The following is a 16,484-nucleotide window of genomic DNA, read 5'->3' on the forward strand; positions in this document are numbered from 1 at the left end:
CGAACCGGCGGTTCAGCCACGCGCATCGGTCGCCGCGCGGACAGCAAGCGCCGCCAGCACGGTCCCCATGAACCAGCGCTGCGCGCGGCGCCAGACGGGCCGTTCGGCGAGGAAGGCGGCGACGGAACCGGCCGCCAGTACGATCGCCGCATTCACCGCCAGGCTCACCGCGATCTGGACGAGGCCGAGGGCGAGGGACTGGGTCAGCACGGCGCCGGCCGCCGGCTCGATGAATTGCGGCAGCAGAGAGAGGTACATTACCGCGATCTTCGGATTCAGCAGGTTCGTCAGGAAGCCCATGGCGAAGAGCCGCCCAGGCCCGTCGGGCGGCAGCGGGCGCGTATCGAAGGGCGAGTGCCCGTTCGGCCTCAGCGCCTGCCATGCCAGGAAGAGGAGATAGGCGGCGCCGGCCAGGCGCAGGGCGTCGTAGGCGAAGGGCACCGCCACGAGGAGGGCGGTGATGCCGAAGGCCGCGCAGAGCAGGTAGACGAGGAAGCCCGCCGCCACGCCCGTCAGCGATACCAGCCCGGCCGCCCGTCCCTGCGCCACCGTGCGCGAGACGAGGTAGGCCATGTTCGGGCCGGGCGTCAGCACCATCCCGAGGGAGACGAGGGCGAAGGCGGCGAGGTGCGCGGCGTCCGGCATCGGCCGCCTCAGCGGCCCGGTGCCGGGTTGAACTGCGGATCGATCAGGCCGTCCACCGCCGCCGCCACGTCGGTGGAAGCGGGAATGACGCCCGCCTGCTGCAGCGCGAGGCCGGCGGCGCGGATGCTCTCGGCCTGGGCCGGGCCGATAGCGGGCTGGCTCAGATCCGTGCGCTCGATCTGCTTGGCGATCACCGCCTCGGGCAGCTTGGTGGCGGAGACGAGTGCGCTCTTCAGGGCTTCCGGGTTGGCGAGGGCATAGGCGCGGGCCTGCTCGTAGGCGGCGATCACGACCTTGACGAGGTCGGGATGCGCCTTGGCGAAGTCCTCGCGCACGTCGAGCACGCCCCAGGTGTTGGCGGCAGCGTCCCGATAGAACAGCACGTCGTCGCTCTCGATCTCGGCAGCGGCCATCATCGGGTCGAGACCGGCCCAGGCATCGACGTCGCCGCGGTCGAGCGCCGTGCGTCCGTCGGCGTGCTGGAGCAGAACGAGCTTGGCGTCCTTCTCGGTCAGCCCGGCGCTCTGAAGCGCGCGGATGAGGAAGATGTGCGGATCGGTGCCGCGGGTGACCGCGATGCGCTTGCCCTTGAGGTCGGCGGGCTTGGTGATCCCGGTCTCCTTGCGCGTGACCAGCGCGGTCCATTCCGGCCGGGAATAGGCGTAGACGACCTTGACCGGATTGCCGTTGATGCGCGCCAGAAGCGCCGCTGCGCCGGCGGAGGAGCCGAAATCGATGGCGCTGCCGTTGAGGAATTCGAGCGCCTTGTTGGAGCCGAGCGACTGGACCCATCGCACCTTGATGCCGCGGGCTTTCAGCGCCTCCTCCAGGAACCCCTTCTCCTTCAGGACGAGGCTGACCGGGTTATAGGTCGCCCAGTCGAGCCGGATCTCCGAGACGTCGGCCGCGCGCAGGTCCGAACCGGCCGTCAGCAGCCCGAGGAATCCGACGAAAGCGGACAGGACGTGGCGGCGTCGGATCATATGGCTGGCTCCCTCGTCGGTCCGGCTTGCTGCCTGGATCCTTCCGATGGCTAAAACAGTCACGTTCGTTTCGTCAAACAAAAAATTCGCCGAAGAGAACAGCCGGGTCGGCTGCAACCGGCCGATGCCGCAGCCCGCTTTACATGCTAACGGAACGGCCATGTTCGACCCCGTTCCCGTCCTCGAAAAAGTCGTCGCCTCCCTCGACCGCGAGGCGCGCGAACCCACCAAGCTGCGCGGGCTTCTCGTGCCCGAGTTGCGCAAGGTGATCGAGGCCGGGCACCGGGAGGCCGAGCGTCTCCTGTTGAAGGAGCGGGACGGGATCGCCTGCGCGCAGCGGCTGAGCCGCCTCACCGACGCGGTGGTGCGGGCAATCTACGATGCCGTGGTCTGGCGTCTCTATCCCAACGACAATCCATCCACGGGCGAGCAGCTGGCGATCATCGCCACCGGCGGCTACGGGCGGGGCACGATGGCGCCGGGCTCGGACATCGATCTGCTATTCCTGCTGCCCTACAAGCAGACGGCATGGTCGGAGAGCGTCGTCGAGGCGATGCTCTACGTGCTCTGGGACCTGAAGCTGAAGGTCGGCCACGCGACGCGCTCGGTGGAGGAGTGCCTGCGCGAGGGCCGCGCGGACATGACGATCCGCACCGCCCTGCTCGAATCCCGCTTCCTGTTCGGTTCACGCCACCTGTTCGAGGAGCTGGTCACGCGCTTCGATACGGAACTTGTGATCGGCTCGGCTTCCGAGTTCGTGGATGCCAAGCTGCGCGAGCGCGACGCCCGCGTCGCCAAGGCCGGCGCGTCGCGCTACCTCGTCGAGCCCAACGTCAAGGACGGCAAGGGCGGTCTGCGCGACCTCAACACCCTGTTCTGGATCGCGAAATACACCTACCGCGTGCGCGATCAGGTCGAGCTGGTCCATGCCGGGCTGTTCACGCCGGACGAGTACAAGCTTTTCGAACGCTGCGAGGAGTTCCTGTGGCGCGTGCGCTGCCACATCCATTTCGTGACCGGACGCGCCGAGGAGCGGCTGTCGTTCGGGCTTCAGCCCAAGATCGCCGAGCGGCTCGGCTTCGGCGCCCGCGGCGGCCTCTCGGGCGTCGAGCGCTTCATGAAAGCCTACTTCCTCATCGCCAAGGATGTCGGCGACCTGACCGCGATCGTGTGTGCGGAACTCGAAGCGCGCCACGCCAAGCGCACGCCGGTGCTCGACCGCTGGATCGGCCGCTTTCGCGACCGCTTCCGCGCGACCTCGATCGAGGCCGAGGATTTCTGGATCGACAATGGCAGGGTCAACATTCGCGGCGAGGACGCGTTCGAGCGTGATCCGGTCAACCTGATCCGCCTGTTCTGGCTGGCCGACCGGCACAACCTGCCGATCCATCCCGATGCGGCGCGGCTGGCCAACCGCTCGCTCCGCCTGATCACCCACGCGGTGCGCGTGGACGCGGAAGCCAACCGGCTCTTCCTCGACATCCTCACCTCGAAGAACGCCCCGGAGACGATCCTCCGCTCGATGAACGAGGCCGGCGTACTCGGCCGGTTCATTCCGGAATTCGGCCGCATCGTCGCGATGATGCAGTTCAACATGTACCATCACTACACGGTGGACGAGCATCTCCTGCGCTCGATCGGCGTGCTCGCCGCGATCGATTCCGGCCGCGTGCGCGAGGAGCATCCGCTGGCCTCGCGCCTCATCGACACGATCCACAACCGCCGCGCCCTCTACGTCGCGATCCTGCTGCACGACATCGCCAAGGGGCGGCCGGAGGATCACTCGATCGCCGGCGCGGCCATCGCCCGCAAGCTCGGGCCGCGCTTCGGCCTCAGCCAGGCGGAGACCGAGACGGTGTCCTGGCTGGTCGAGCATCACCTGCTCATGTCGATGACGGCGCAGAGCCGTGATCTCTCCGATCATAAGACCATCGAGAAATTCGCGAGCGAGGTGCAGAGCCTGGAGCGGCTGAAGCTGCTCGCGATCCTCACCGTCGCCGACATCAAGGCGGTCGGCCCCGGCGTGTGGACGGCCTGGAAGGGCACGCTGCTGCGCACCCTCTACGACGAGACCGAGGTCGTGCTCTCCGGCGGCCACTCGGAGATCGCCCGCACCGACCGGGTGCGGCTGATCCAGATGGCCCTGCGCGAGCAGCTCTCCGACTGGAATTCGGAGGTGTTCGATGCCTACGCCGCGCGCCACAACCAAGCGTACTGGCTGAAAGTCGACAGCACGCGCCACTACAAGAACGCCCGCTTCCTGCGTACCGTGATGGAGGAGGGCCGCACCAGCGCCACCACCTACGAGACCGATCCTGTCCGCGGCGTGACCGAGCTGACGGTCTACTCGCCGGACCATCCGCGCCTGCTGGCGATCATCACGGGCGCCTGCGCGACCACGGGCGGCAACATCGTCGATGCGCAGATTTTCACCACGACCGACGGCTTCGCCCTCGATTCGATCTTCATCTCCCGCGCCTTCGAGCGGGACGAGGACGAGCTCCGCCGGGCGGGGCGCATCGCCACCGCGATCGAGCGGGCGCTCAAGGGCGAGATCAAGATCGCCGAACTCGTCGCCGACAAGCACCCGAAGCAGCCGCCCAAGACCTTCCTCGTTCCGCCGGACGTGTCGATCGACAACGCCCTGTCGAGCCGCGAGACCGTGGTGGAAATCACCGGCCTCGACCGGCCGGGCCTGCTTTACGAACTGACGACGGCGCTGAACCGCCTGAGCCTCAACATCACCTCGGCGCATGTGGCGACTTTCGGCGAGCGGGCGGTGGACGTGTTCTACGTGACCGACCTCACCGGCACCCGCGTGATGCAGCCCGACCGGCTCGCGATGATCCGCGCCGCGGTAATGGAAGTGTTCGCCAGCGACGTCGCCGCGCTGCGCGCCGAAGGCCTCGACGCCCTGGTCGATTCGCCCCCGCCGCGGGAGTTGTAGGGGGCGATAGCGCGGCCTTCGCTTGATTTCGGGGATGGCCCGAATGATATCAGCCGCATCCCGGAACACTTCGAGACCCGATCGATCGCACGATGATGGCTGACGACATGGAGAATCAGGACCGGCACAACGGCGCCGAGGCGGAGGTGCCGCCGCAGGCCGCTTCCTCGACCGCGGGTGCGGATGCCGAGGCTCTGGCGGCCGCGATCGCCGAGCGCGACGAGTTCAAGGACCGGCTGCTGCGCACGCTGGCCGAGATGGAGAACCTGCGCCGCCGCACCGAGCGCGAGGTCGCGGATGCCCGCACCTACGCGGTGACGAGCTTCGCCCGCGACATGCTCAACGCCGCCGACAATATCCGCCGCGCGCTCGAAAGCGTGCCGGCCGATGCGCGGGCGAGCGCGGACGGCGCCTTCAAGGCTCTGATCGAGGGCATCGAGCTGACCGAACGGGATCTGGCCAAGACGCTGGAGCGCCACGGCGTGAAGGTGGTCGATCCGCAGGGGCAGCGCTTCGATCCGAACCGGCATCAGGCGATGTTCGAGGTGCCCAACACCGAGGTTCCGAACGGCACTGTCGTTCAGGTGGTCCAGACCGGCTACATCATCGGCGACCGGACCCTGCGCCCGGCCCTGGTCGGTGTCTCCAAGGGCGGCCCGAAGCCCGAGGCGAACAAGGCCGCCGATCCGGCGTGACGTCTCTGATAGATCGGTCAATGAAAAGGCCGGCGCCCCTGCGCCGGCCTTTTTCGTGGTCGTCCGCTACTCCGCGGCCTGCCGCGTCGTCTCGCGGAACGGATGGGCTGGATAGGTGCCGATGATGCGAAGTTCCTTCGAGAAGTAGCGCAGTTCCTCCAGGGCCCGGCGCAGGCCGTCATCCTCCGGATGGCCGTCGACCTCGGCATAGAACTGGGTCGCGGTGAACTGACCCTCGACCATGTAGCTCTCGAGCTTCGACATGTTGACGCCGTTGGTCGCGAAGCCGCCGAGCGCCTTGTAGAGCGCCGCCGGGATGTTGCGGACCCGGAAGATGAAGCTCGTCACTGTCGGGCCGTTGCCGGGCTCGATCTCGACGGGTTCGGGCGAGAACACCACGAAGCGGGTGGTGTTGTGCGCCTCGTCCTCGACGTCGCGCTCGAGGATGTCGAGGCCGTAGACCTCCGCCGCCATGGCCGGGGCGAGCGCCGCCCGCGTCGGATCCTGCGCCTCCGCCACCTCGCGAGCGGCACCGGCGGTGTCGCCGGCCACCACGGCCTTCAGGCCGAGGCGGCGGATGATCCGGCGGCACTGGCCGAGCGCGTGGACGTGGCTGTGCACGCTGGTCAGGCCTTCCGCGCCCACACCCGGCAGCACCATGAGCTGGAAGTGGATCGGCAGAAAGTGCTCGGCGATGATGTGCAGCCGCGAGGTCGGGATCAGGTGATGGATGTCGGCGACCCGGCCGGCGATCGAGTTCTCGATCGGGATCATCGCGAGGCCGGCCTTGCCCTCGTTCACCGCGGCGAAGGCGTCCTCGAAGGTGGCGCAGGGCAGCGCGGTCCAGCCGGGATAGGCCTGCGAGCAGATGATGTGCGAGTTGGCCCCGGGCTCACCCTGATAGGCAATGGTGCGGTCGGTCATTGTGCTTCGGTGGTTTAGTTGAGGCGGCGGACGGCGAGCAGAGTGCGGGCGCGCTCCAGGTCGGCCGGGGTGTCGACGCCGAGCGGCAGATCCTCGACGATCATGGCGTCGATGCGCATACCGGCCTCCAGCGCGCGCAGTTGCTCGAGCTTCTCGCGCCGTTCAAGCTCGCCCTGCGGCAGGGCGACGAACCGGGCGAGCGCCTTCCGGCGATAGGCGTAGAGGCCGATATGGTGGAACAGCGGCCCGTCGCCCCAGGGCGCGCGGGCGCGGGTGAAGGCGAGCGCCCTCAGGCGGTTCGGCCCCACCGTATGGCCGATGATCTTGACCACGTTCGGGTCGTCCATCTCTCCGGGGCGGTGGATCACCGCGCAGAGGGTCGCGATATCGACCTGCGGATCGGCGAGCGGCGCCACCGCCGCGGCGATGATCGCCGGGTCGATGGTCGGCAGGTCGCCCTGCACGTTGACCACGACGTCGTGGTTGCCGTCCGGATCCACGATCTCCAGCGCCTCCGCGAGGCGATCGGATCCGGAAGGGTGATCCGCCCGGGTCATCACCGCCAGACCGCCCCGCGCCTCGACTGCGTCGGCGATCGCGTCGGTGTCGGTCGCGACCACGACGGGGCCAATTCCGGCCTCCACGGCCCGGCGCCAGACATGCACGATCATCGGCTCGCCCGCGATCTCGGCCAGCGGCTTCGACGGCAGGCGGGTCGCGGCGAGGCGGGCCGGAATCAGGATCAGGGGATCGGACATGACCGCGGGCGGTGGGATGCGTCGGGCAGGGGTTCAGGGGCGGGGAAGGCTCTAGCAGCGGCGCCCGGGCTTGTCATGGCTGCTCATGGCCGCCGATTCCGCCCCCACGGTGCGGCAGGGCTGCAACGGAATTCATCGCTCGTGTGCCGCTTGTGCGGAATAACGGTATGCGACAGCGCGCAGCGCGCGTGGCCCATTGTCAAGATCGGCCCCGAGCGGCTAATCACCCTTGAAATCCTCCAAAGTCCGGCGTCTGCCCGTCGGGCCCCCATCCGCCGGGTCCTGATCCCGTGCGCCGGAGCTATCGAGCATGGATTCCTTCGAGCTGAACAAGGTTGCGGGCGCGGTGCTGGGTGCCCTCCTGTTCGCGGTCGGATCGGGCTTCGTGGCGGAGCTGATCTATCACCCGAAGCCCGCCGGGAATGCCGGCTATCCGCTGCCCGAGCCGGAGCCGAAGAGCGGCGGTGCCGCGGCCGAGGCGCCGAAGGCCGAGCCCGTCGCCGTGCGGCTCGCCTCCGCCGACGCCGACAAGGGCAAGGGCGGCACCAAGGCCTGTCAGGCCTGCCACAGCTTCGAGAAGGGCGGCCCGAACAAGGTCGGCCCCGACCTCTGGGACATCGTCGAGCGTCAGAAGGCCCATCACGAGGGCTTCGACTACTCCGCGGGTCTGAAGGAGAAGGGCGGCACCTGGACCTACGAGGATCTCGACCACTTCCTCGAGAACCCGAAGGGTTACGTGAAGGGCACCAAGATGGCCTTCGCCGGCATCAGTTCGCCGACGGATCGCGCCAACGTCATCGCCTATCTGCGCACGCTCTCCGACAGCCCCAAGCCGCTGCCGACCGCCGAGAAGAAGGCCGAGGCGGCGCCCGAGGGTGAGAAGAAGGCCGAGTCCGCCAAGCCGGCGGAGGACAAGCCAGCCGAGAAGAAGGCCGAAGAGAAGAAGACCGAGGACAAGGCGCCCGCCAAGTCCGAGGCGAAGCCGGTCGAGAGCGCGACCGGCGACAAGGACAAGGCGCCCGAGACCAACGCGCCGAAGGGCAACACCCAGTCCGGCGACGGCAAGGACACCGCCCGTCCGGTCCCGGCGCCGCAGGTCCAGCCACAGCGTAACGAGGTCGCCCCGACCCAGGCCCCCGAGGCCAAGCCCTCGGGCGACATCCCGACCAAGGCAGAGCCCGGCTCCGAGAGCACGCCGGCCACCGAGCCGCCGGCCAAGGCTGACCCTGAGGCGCCCAAGCAGTAAGGCGCGGACGACAAACCGATTTCGCGAAGGCCGGGCGCTGCAAAGCCCGGCCTTTTTCATGTCTCGGCTTCCGGCCGCGCCGCCTGCGCGCTCGCGTCGGGTTGGCGCCGGACCCAGCCTCGTCCTAGAACGGCGCCCGACTGACCTCTCACGGGACCGGGAGACCGCGCCAACGTGACGGAACACGCCGTAATCGCCCGCCGCAGCTTCCTCGCCGGCGCCCTCGTTCTCCTCGGGCTGCGGGGGCCCGCCTCCGCCCAGGAGCCCGCCGAATCCGCCTCGAAGGTCTCGGCGCAGGAGGCAGCCGGCAAGGGTTCAGGTCCCTGGCGCCACGCGCTGACCCTGCTCGGCGAGCCGAAATACGGCCCGGACTTCCCGCATTTCGACTATGCCGACCCGAAGGCGCCCGTCGGCGGCCTCGTGCGGCTCGGGTCGCAGGGCGGCTTCGACAACCTCAACATCGTCGTCAACGGCCTGAAGGGCGATCTCGAAGGCGGGATTACCCAGATCTACGACACGCTGATGGAGGATTCCGGCGACGAGCCGTTCTCGTCCTACGGGCTCCTCGCCGACGGCGTGCGGATCGCCGAGGACGGCCTATCCGTGACCTACCGCCTGCGTCCGAATGCGCGCTGGCACGACGGCAAGCCGGTCACCGTCGAGGACGTGATCTGGTCCTTCGACACGCTGAAGGCCAACAGCCCGTTCTACGCCGCCTACTATCACACCGTGGCCAAGGCGGAGCCGGGCGGGGAGCGCGAGGTCGTCTTCCGCTTCAGCGAGTCCGGCAACCGCGAACTGCCGCAGGTGCTCGGCCAGATGCAGGTGCTGCCGAAACACTGGTGGACCGGCACGGACAAGAACGGCAAGCCGCGCAGCGCCACCGAGACGACCCTGGAGATCCCGCTCGGCTCGGGTCCCTATCGGCTGGCCAAGATCGATGCCGGCCGCTCGGCCGTCTACGAGCGCGTGGCCGATTACTGGGGCAAGGACCTGCCGGTGAACCGCGGCCGCAACAATTTCGGCACGGTCCGCTTCGAGTATTTTCGCGACGGGTCGGTGCTGCTGGAGGCGCTGAAGGGCGACCTCTACGACTTCCGCACCGAGAACATCGCCCGCAACTGGGCCACCGCCTACGACGATTTCCCCGCCGTGAAGGAAGGCCGCCTGATCAAGGAGGAGTTTCCCGGCCGCGGCACCGGCATCATGCAGGCCTTCGTGTTCAACCTGCGTCGGGACAAGTTCAAGGACGAGCGGGTGCGCCGCGCCTTCAACCTCGCCCTGAACTTCGAGGAGATGAACCGGCAGCTGTTCTACAGCCTCTACGGCCGGATCGATTCCTACTTCTACGGCTCGGAGCTGGCCTCGTCCGGCCTGCCCGAGGGGCTGGAGAAGGTCATCCTGGAGAGCGTGAAGGACAAGCTGCCGGCCAGCGTCTTCACCGAGACCTACACCAACCCCGTCAACGACACGCCGGAGGCGGTGCGCGCCAACCTGCGCAAGGCGGTCGGCCTGCTGCGCGAGGCCGGCTACGAGCTGAAGGGCGGCAAGATGGTCGCGAAGGCCACCGGCGAGCCGCTGACCGTCGAATTCCTGGAATTCCAGAACGTGTTCGAGCGGGTGATCCTGCCCTACGCCGCCCAGCTCAAGCTGATCGGCATCGAGTCCTCGATCCGGGTGATCGATCAGGCGCAGTACCAGAACCGCCTGCGCGGCTTCGACTTCGACATCACCACCTCGAGTTGGCCGGAATCGCTCTCGCCCGGCAACGAGCAGCGCGAATTTTGGGGCTCGGCCGCCGCCGACAAGCCGGGCTCGCGCAACATCGCCGGGATCAAGGATGCGGGCATCGACGCGCTGATCGAGAAGGTGATCTTCGCCCAGGACCGCGAGACCCTGGTCGCGGCCACGCACGCCCTCGACCGGGCGCTGCTCGCCCACCACTTCGTGGTGCCGCAATGGTCCTCGGCGGTGACGCGCACGCTGCGCTGGAACCGCTTCGGCCGCCCGGCGGTGCTGCCGAAATACGGCGCTTCCGGCTTTCCGACCACGTGGTGGTACGACGAGGCGCTCGCCGCCAAGACCGGAGCCCCGCGGTGAGTGCCGGCGCGACCCGCCGGGGCGTCGTCCTCGGGACCGGAGCCCTGGCGCTTGCGGGCGCCCTGCCCCGGCCAACCCGCGCCGAGGGCACCCGCGCCGCCCACGGGCTGTCGAGCTTCGGCGAGCTGAAATACGCGCCCGATTTTCCGAACTTCGACTACGTGAACCCGATGGCCCCGCGGGGCGGGCGCTTCTCGACGAGCCTGGTCCAGACCTTCGGCAATCAGGCGTTCGACACCTTCGACACGCTTAACCCCTACGTCTTCCGCGGCAACGGCGCGGCGGGAATCAACCTCACCTTCGACAGCCTGATGGTGCGCGCGCTCGACGAGCCGGACGCGCTCTACGGCCTCGTCGCCCGCTCGGTCGAGACCAGCGCCGACGGCCTGACCTACCGCTTCGCCCTGCGTCCGCAGGCGCGCTTCCACGACGGCTCGCCCCTGACCGCGCGGGACGCGGCCTTCTCCCTCACCATCCTCAAGGAGAAGGGGCACCCGACGATCTCCCAGGTGATCCGCGACGTCGCCGAGGCGAGCGCGGAGGGCAACGAGACCCTGGTCGTCCGCTTCGCACCCGGCCGCAGCCGCGATCTGCCGCTGATCGTCGCCGGACTGCCGATCTTCTCGGCGAAATTCTTCGAGGGCCGCGACTTCGAGGCTCAGACACTGACGCCGCTGCTCGGGTCCGGCGCCTATCAGGTCGGGCGGATCGATATCGGCCGCTTCATCGAACTGGAGCGGGTGAGCGACTACTGGGCGGTGGACCTGCCGGTCATGATTGGTCAGAACAACTTCGACCAGCTCCGCTACGAGTACTTCCGCGACCGCCAGGTCGCCTTCGAGGCGTTCAAGGGCGGCGCCTACACCTACCGCCAGGAATTCACCTCGCGAATCTGGGCGACGGGCTACGATTTCCCCGCCGTGCGCGAGGGCCGGGTCAAGCGCGAGACCCTGCCCGACACCTCTCCAGCTGCCATCCAGGGCTGGTTCTTCAACACCCGCCGCGAGGTGTTCAAGGATCCGCGCGTGCGCGAGGCGATCGGCCTCTGCTTCGATTTCGCCTGGACCAACCGCACGGCGATGTTCGGCGCCTACGAGCGCACCGTCTCGTTCTTCCAGAAGACCGACCTGATGGCGACGGGCAAGCCCTCGGCGGAGGAACTCGCCCTGCTCGAACCCTTCAGCGGGCAGGTGCCGGCCGAAGTCTTCGGCGAGGCTTGGACGCCGCCGGTATCAGACGGCTCGGGCCAGGACCGGGCGCTGCTCGCCCGCGCCGTGGCCTTGTTCAAGGAGGCGGGCTGCACCCGCGAGGGCGGCACCCTGCGCCTGCCCGGCGGCAAGCCGGTCGAGTTCGAATTTCTCGATTCCGACTCGGTCTGGGAGCCCATCGTCCAGCCCTTCATCCGCAATCTCGGGCTGATCGGCATCAAGGCGCGCCAGCGGGCGGTGGATGCCGCGCAGTTTCAGGCGCGGGTGCGCGATTTCGACTTTGACATCGTCTCCCGCGCCTCTTCGGGCGACGCGACGCCGGGGCCGGAGCTGCGCGAGGCCTACGGTTCGCGGGCGGCGGCGATCCCCGGCTCCAACAACCTCGCCGGCATCAGCGATCCGGTGATCGACGCGCTTCTCGACCGCATCGCCAACGCGGACTCGCGGGCGAGCCTCACGGTGGCCTGCCGCGCCCTCGACCGGGTGCTGCGGGCCGGCCGCTACTGGATCCCGATGTGGTACTCGCCCGAGTACCGCCTCGCCCTGTGGGACATGTTCGGCCGCCCGGCGAAGCTGCCGACCTACGGGCTCGGCGTGCCGGCTCTGTGGTGGTACGACGAACAGAAGGCGCGCCGGATTGGCCGGGGCTGAGGAAGGTCCATGCTCGGCTACATCTTGCGCCGCATCGCCCTGATGATCCCGACGATCTTCGGGATCATGCTCATCACCTTCGCCATCATCCAGTTCGCCCCCGGCGGCCCGGTGGAGCGGGTGCTGGCCCAGCTCCAGGGCCAACAGGAAGGCTCGCTCTCGCGCATCACCGGCGGCCAGGGCGACCTCGGCGGCGGGGCGACCCGCGGCGGAGGCGGGGGCGGCGAGACGTCGAAGTATCGCGGCGCGCAGGGGCTCGACCCGGCCTTCATCAAGAAGCTCGAGGCGCAGTTCGGCTTCGACAAGCCCGCCTATGAACGCTTCGGCAAGATGCTGTGGGACTACCTGCGCTTCGATTTCGGCCGCAGCTATTTTCGCGATGTCTCGGTGCTCGACCTGATCAAGGAGAAGCTGCCGGTCTCGATCTCGCTCGGCCTGTGGATGACGCTGATCTCCTACGCGATCTCGATCCCGCTCGGCATCCGCAAGGCAGTCGCCGACGGCTCGCGCTTCGATATCTGGACCTCGGCCGTCGTCATTGTCGGCTACGCGATCCCGAGCTTCCTGTTCGGCATCCTGCTGGTGATCCTGTTCGCGGGCGGATCGTTCCTGCAGATCTTTCCGCTGCGCGGCCTCACCTCCGAGAACTTCGAATCCCTGGGCCTCTGGGGCAAGGCCGTGGACTATGCGTGGCATCTCGTGCTGCCGCTCTCGGCGCTCGTGCTCGGCGCCTTCGCCACCTCGACCCTGCTCACCAAGAACTCGTTCCTCGACGAGATCCGCAAGCAATACGTCGTCACCGCCCGGATGAAAGGCGTGAGCGAGCGGCGCGTGCTCTACGGCCACGTCTTCCGCAACGCGATGCTGATCGTCATCGCCGGCTTCCCCGGCGCCTTCATCACCGCCTTCTTCACCGGATCGCTGCTGATCGAGACGATCTTCTCGCTCGACGGGCTCGGGCTCCTGTCCTTCAGCTCCATCGTCGGCCGCGACTATCCGGTGGTGTTCGCCACACTCTACATCTTCTCCCTGCTCGGGCTCGCGGTGAACCTGCTCTCCGATCTCACCTATACCTGGATCGACCCGCGCATCGATTTCTCGGCTCGGGGCGCCTGAGGCGCGCTTCGGTTTGCCGGCTGCGCAGCCGGCTGCTATCGGCGCGCATTCGCCGCCGGACGCCACCCGTGACCGCCCTTCCTCTCGTCATCCGCCCCGAGCATCCGGACGACGCGCCGGCGATCGAGCGGCTGCACGCCCGCGCCTTCGGACCCGGCCGTTTTGCCCGCACCGCCTACCGCCTACGCGAGGGCGCGGCGCCCCTGCCCGATCTCTGCCTGACGGCTTTGGTCGGCACCTACCTCGTCGGCTCGGTGCGGATCGGCCCGGCCGAGGCCGAGGGCGGACCGCTGCTCGTGCTCGGGCCTTTGACCGTCGATCCGAGTTTTTCCGACCGCGGCATCGGCACCAGCCTGATGCAGGCGAGCCTCGACGCCGCCCGCGCCGCCGGGCACGGCCTCGTCGTGCTCGTGGGCGACGCCCCCTATTACCGCCGCTTCGGCTTTCAGCCGGTTCCCGCCGGCCGGCTCGCGCTGCCCGGGCCGGTCGATCCGGCGCGCTTCCTCTGGCTCGAACTGAAGGACGGCGCGAGCGCCGGCCTCTCCGGCGTGATCCGGCCGCCCCGCACGCCACAACGATCGCGCGAGAGTTGAAAAGGCCGAGCTTGACCGCAGCGGACGAGGATCGGACACCAGGGCAACTACAAAAACCCTGGGAAACGCCCGCCGTGCCGACCAGCGACGACCGCCAGCCCCCTGCCCGCTTCAACGCGGCCCGCAACTGCCTCGCGGACAACGCCCGGCTGCGCGGCGACAAGACGGCGCTGATCATGGTGGGCGAGAACGGCCCGGTCGGCCGCCTCACCTACGCGCAGGCCGATCGCGCCGTGCGCGGCATCGCGGCGGGGCTGCTCGGCCTCGGGCTGAGGGCCGGCGACCGGGTGATGATCCGCATGGGCAACGAGACCGACTACGTGCTGGTCTATTTCGGCGCCCTCGCCGCCGGCCTTGTCGCCCTGCCCTCCTCGCCGCAACTGACCGCCGACGAGGCCGCCTTCCTGATGCAGAATGCCGGCGTCGCCGCCGTGGTAACCGGCGCGGGTTTCTCCGATGCCGGCGCGGGCGGCCCCGCGGATTGCATCCGGCTCGATTCCGAAACGATCGCGGCGATGAAGGCGGGGGAGCCGCTCGCCGACTACGCCGACACCGCCGCCGACGATCCGGCGACCCTGGTCTACACCTCCGGCACCACGAGCCGCCCCAAGGGCGTGCTCCACGCCCACCGCGCCATCTGGGGCCGCCGGCCGATGCACGCGCACTGGCTCGGGCTGACCGAATCCGACGTGATGCTGCATGCCGGCACCATGAACTGGACCTACACGCTCGGCGTCGGCATCACCGACCCCTGGGCCTGCGGCGCGACCACGGTGCTCTACAACGGCCCGCGCGACCGTGGGATCTGGCCGCGCCTGATCGCCGAGCACGGCGCGACGATCTTCGCGGCGGTGCCGAGCGTCTACCGCCAGATCCTCAAATACGCCGACCTTTCCGAGCACGACCTCTCGCGCCTTCGCCACGGCGTCACCGCGGGCGAGGCGCTCTCGTCCGACCTTCACCACGCCTGGACGACGGCCACCGGCAAGCCCCTCTACGAGGCGCTCGGCATGAGCGAGATCTCGACCTACGTGTCGAGCGGCCCGACCATTCCCGTCCACCCCGGCTCGCCGGGCCGGCCGCAGCCCGGCCGACGCGTCGCGATCCTGCCCGTCGAGGGCCCGCCCGAGCCGCTCCCGGCGGGCGAGACCGGCCTTCTGGCGATCCATCGCTCCGATCCCGGCCTGATGCTCGGCTACTGGCAGCGGCCGGAGGAGGAGGCGGCGGTTCTGCGCGGCGAATGGTTTGCCGGCGGCGACCTCGCGCGGCTCGATGCGGACGGCTACCTCTGGTTCCAGGGCCGCAACGACGACCTGATGAACGCGATGGGCTACCGCGTCTCCCCGGTCGAGGTGGAGAGCGTCCTCGCCGGCCATCCCGACATCGCCGAGGTCGGCGTCACGGAGCTGGCCGTCCGCCCGGATTTGCGGGTGATCGCCGCCTTCGTGGTCCTGCGGTCCGGGGCCGAACCCGACGCGGACGGGCTGATCGCGTGGTGCGGCGATCGCCTCGCTGCCTACAAGGCGCCCCGCGCCATCCGCTTCCTCGACGCGCTGCCGCGCACCGCCAACGGCAAGGTCCAGCGCAAGCGTCTGGCGGAGACTGTCGCGTAGCTGCGCTTGTTCGCGCAAAATCGCGCCGGTAGAGCGAAGGCCCCGCGCGCATCAAGTCCCATGGCCCCGCTCCCGATCTCCGTCTTCATCATCGTCAAGAACGAGGCCGACCGCCTCGGCGCCACCCTCGCGGCGGTGCGGGAGCTGGCCGACGATATCGTGGTGGTCGATTCCGGCTCGACCGACGGGACGCAGGCGCTCGCGGCCTCGCTCGGCGCCCGGGTGATCCACAACGATTGGCCGGGCTACGGCCGGCAGAAGCGCTTCGCGGAAGGGCAGTGCCGCCACGACTGGGTGCTCAACCTCGACGCCGACGAGGTGGTGCCGCCCGATCTCGCCGAGCGGATCCGCGCCGTCTTCGCCGCGGGCGAGCCGGCGCATGCCGCGTGGCGTATCGCCATCGCCGAGATCTTCCCGGGCGAGACGCGCCCCCACCCCTGGGCCTACGTGCTGACCCCCGTGCGGCTCTACCGGCGGGATCTGAGCACCTACTCGACCTCCCCGGTCCACGACCGGGTCGTGCTCGGCCCCGGCGTCACCGCGGGGCTGATCAAGGGCCGCATCCACCATTTCTCGGTGCGCTCGCTCGGCGACCAGCTCGACAAGCTCAACCGCTATTCCGACCAGCAGGCCGACGACCTCGACGCCCGCGGCGTCACGATCCCGGCCTGGCGCCTCTACGTGGAATTGCCGGGCAACTTCCTGAAGGCCTATCTCGGCCGCCGCCACTTCGTGCGCGGCGCCTACGGGTTTCTGACGGCGATGAACTACGCGATCTCCCGCCACCTGCGCGTGGCCAAGCATTACGAGCGCCGCGTCACATCCCCGCGCCGACCGGGTTGACCCGCCGCCCCGGAGCTTCTACAGCCGAGCGGCGGGGAGACGTGGCCGAGAGGCTGAAGGCACTCGTTTGCTAAATGAGCATACCCCTAATAAGGGTATCGAGGGTTCGAATCCCTCCGTCTCCGCCACATTCCTGACCAGCGCTTCCGCTCTGGGAGCCGA

Annotated in this window: 13 protein-coding genes and 1 tRNA gene; 10 read left to right on the plus strand and 4 right to left on the minus strand. The window is 68.9% G+C overall.

Annotated elements, in window-relative coordinates:
* Positions 1–12 precede the first annotated feature (12 nt).
* Both MPPM_RS01915 and MPPM_RS01920 read right to left on the minus strand, forming a co-directional pair.
* The gene (locus tag MPPM_RS01915) at positions 13–645 is read right to left on the minus strand and encodes a LysE family translocator (RefSeq protein WP_096483406.1); all 633 of its coding nucleotides are present in this window, start codon (positions 643–645) and stop codon (positions 13–15) included.
* 8 nt (positions 646–653) lie between these two features.
* On the minus strand, positions 654–1,628 hold the full coding sequence (locus MPPM_RS01920; RefSeq protein WP_096483408.1) for an aliphatic sulfonate ABC transporter substrate-binding protein: 975 nt from the start codon (positions 1,626–1,628) through the stop codon (positions 654–656).
* 124 nt (positions 1,629–1,752) lie between these two features.
* Between MPPM_RS01920 and MPPM_RS01925 the strand changes: the two genes are divergently transcribed.
* The gene (locus MPPM_RS01925; protein WP_280176343.1) at positions 1,753–4,575 is read left to right on the plus strand and encodes a [protein-PII] uridylyltransferase; all 2,823 of its coding nucleotides are present in this window, start codon (positions 1,753–1,755) and stop codon (positions 4,573–4,575) included.
* A 92-nt stretch (positions 4,576–4,667) separates the two neighbouring features.
* Complete coding sequence (grpE, locus tag MPPM_RS01930) at positions 4,668–5,270, plus strand: nucleotide exchange factor GrpE (protein WP_096483411.1); 603 nt, start codon at positions 4,668–4,670, stop codon at positions 5,268–5,270.
* 66 nt (positions 5,271–5,336) lie between these two features.
* On the opposite strand, the gene MPPM_RS01935 is transcribed toward grpE, so the two are convergent.
* Positions 5,337–6,194, minus strand: coding sequence for a prephenate dehydratase (locus MPPM_RS01935; RefSeq protein WP_096483413.1), 858 nt, complete (start codon positions 6,192–6,194; stop codon positions 5,337–5,339).
* A gap of 14 nt (positions 6,195–6,208) precedes the next feature.
* On the minus strand, positions 6,209–6,952 hold the full coding sequence (locus tag MPPM_RS01940) for a 3-deoxy-manno-octulosonate cytidylyltransferase (protein ID WP_096483415.1): 744 nt from the start codon (positions 6,950–6,952) through the stop codon (positions 6,209–6,211).
* A gap of 310 nt (positions 6,953–7,262) precedes the next feature.
* Here MPPM_RS01940 and MPPM_RS01945 point away from each other — a divergent pair, with 310 nt between their 5' ends.
* The 8 genes from MPPM_RS01945 (at position 7,263) to MPPM_RS01980 (ending at position 16,450) form a co-directional block, all read left to right on the plus strand.
* Entirely contained in the window at positions 7,263–8,198 is a 936-nt protein-coding gene (locus MPPM_RS01945; protein WP_096483416.1) for a c-type cytochrome, read from the plus strand.
* A 174-nt stretch (positions 8,199–8,372) separates the two neighbouring features.
* Positions 8,373–10,298 carry an extracellular solute-binding protein gene (locus MPPM_RS01950; RefSeq protein WP_096483418.1) on the plus strand — a complete coding sequence of 642 codons (1,926 nt, stop codon included), beginning with the start codon at positions 8,373–8,375 and terminating at the stop codon, positions 10,296–10,298.
* Positions 10,295–12,157: an extracellular solute-binding protein gene (locus MPPM_RS01955; protein WP_096483421.1), complete on the plus strand. Its 1,863-nt coding sequence runs from the start codon at positions 10,295–10,297 to the stop codon at positions 12,155–12,157. Before MPPM_RS01950 ends, MPPM_RS01955 begins: the two co-directional genes overlap by 4 nt.
* 9 nt (positions 12,158–12,166) lie before the next feature.
* On the plus strand, positions 12,167–13,273 hold the full coding sequence (locus MPPM_RS01960) for a microcin C ABC transporter permease YejB (RefSeq protein WP_096483423.1): 1,107 nt from the start codon (positions 12,167–12,169) through the stop codon (positions 13,271–13,273).
* 68 nt (positions 13,274–13,341) lie between these two features.
* Positions 13,342–13,866 carry a GNAT family N-acetyltransferase gene (locus MPPM_RS01965; protein ID WP_096483425.1) on the plus strand — a complete coding sequence of 175 codons (525 nt, stop codon included), beginning with the start codon at positions 13,342–13,344 and terminating at the stop codon, positions 13,864–13,866.
* Positions 13,867–13,940: 74 nt separating this feature from the next.
* Positions 13,941–15,479: a class I adenylate-forming enzyme family protein gene (locus tag MPPM_RS01970; RefSeq protein WP_096483427.1), complete on the plus strand. Its 1,539-nt coding sequence runs from the start codon at positions 13,941–13,943 to the stop codon at positions 15,477–15,479.
* A gap of 60 nt (positions 15,480–15,539) precedes the next feature.
* The gene (locus MPPM_RS01975; RefSeq protein WP_096483429.1) at positions 15,540–16,322 is read left to right on the plus strand and encodes a glycosyltransferase family 2 protein; all 783 of its coding nucleotides are present in this window, start codon (positions 15,540–15,542) and stop codon (positions 16,320–16,322) included.
* A gap of 35 nt (positions 16,323–16,357) precedes the next feature.
* A tRNA-Ser gene (locus tag MPPM_RS01980) sits at positions 16,358–16,450 on the plus strand.
* Positions 16,451–16,484 lie beyond the last annotated feature (34 nt).

The organism is Methylorubrum populi (genome assembly GCF_002355515.1).
In the GTDB taxonomy this organism is placed as follows: Bacteria; Pseudomonadota; Alphaproteobacteria; order Rhizobiales; family Beijerinckiaceae; genus Methylobacterium; species Methylobacterium populi_A.

What these genes read in the sequence shown, in the direction of transcription:
- MPPM_RS01915 (WP_096483406.1), bottom strand. Translation starts at nt 645, where the DNA reads ATGCCGGACGCCGCGCACCTCGCCGCCTTCGCCCTCGTCTCCCTCGGG.
- MPPM_RS01920 (WP_096483408.1), bottom strand. Translation starts at nt 1,628, where the DNA reads ATGATCCGACGCCGCCACGTCCTGTCCGCTTTCGTCGGATTCCTCGGG.
- MPPM_RS01925 (WP_280176343.1), top strand. Translation starts at nt 1,753, where the DNA reads ATGCCGCAGCCCGCTTTACATGCTAACGGAACGGCCATGTTCGACCCC.
- grpE (WP_096483411.1), top strand. Translation starts at nt 4,668, where the DNA reads ATGATGGCTGACGACATGGAGAATCAGGACCGGCACAACGGCGCCGAG.
- MPPM_RS01935 (WP_096483413.1), bottom strand. Translation starts at nt 6,194, where the DNA reads ATGACCGACCGCACCATTGCCTATCAGGGTGAGCCCGGGGCCAACTCG.
- MPPM_RS01940 (WP_096483415.1), bottom strand. Translation starts at nt 6,952, where the DNA reads ATGTCCGATCCCCTGATCCTGATTCCGGCCCGCCTCGCCGCGACCCGC.
- MPPM_RS01945 (WP_096483416.1), top strand. Translation starts at nt 7,263, where the DNA reads ATGGATTCCTTCGAGCTGAACAAGGTTGCGGGCGCGGTGCTGGGTGCC.
- MPPM_RS01960 (WP_096483423.1), top strand. Translation starts at nt 12,167, where the DNA reads ATGCTCGGCTACATCTTGCGCCGCATCGCCCTGATGATCCCGACGATC.
- MPPM_RS01975 (WP_096483429.1), top strand. Translation starts at nt 15,540, where the DNA reads ATGGCCCCGCTCCCGATCTCCGTCTTCATCATCGTCAAGAACGAGGCC.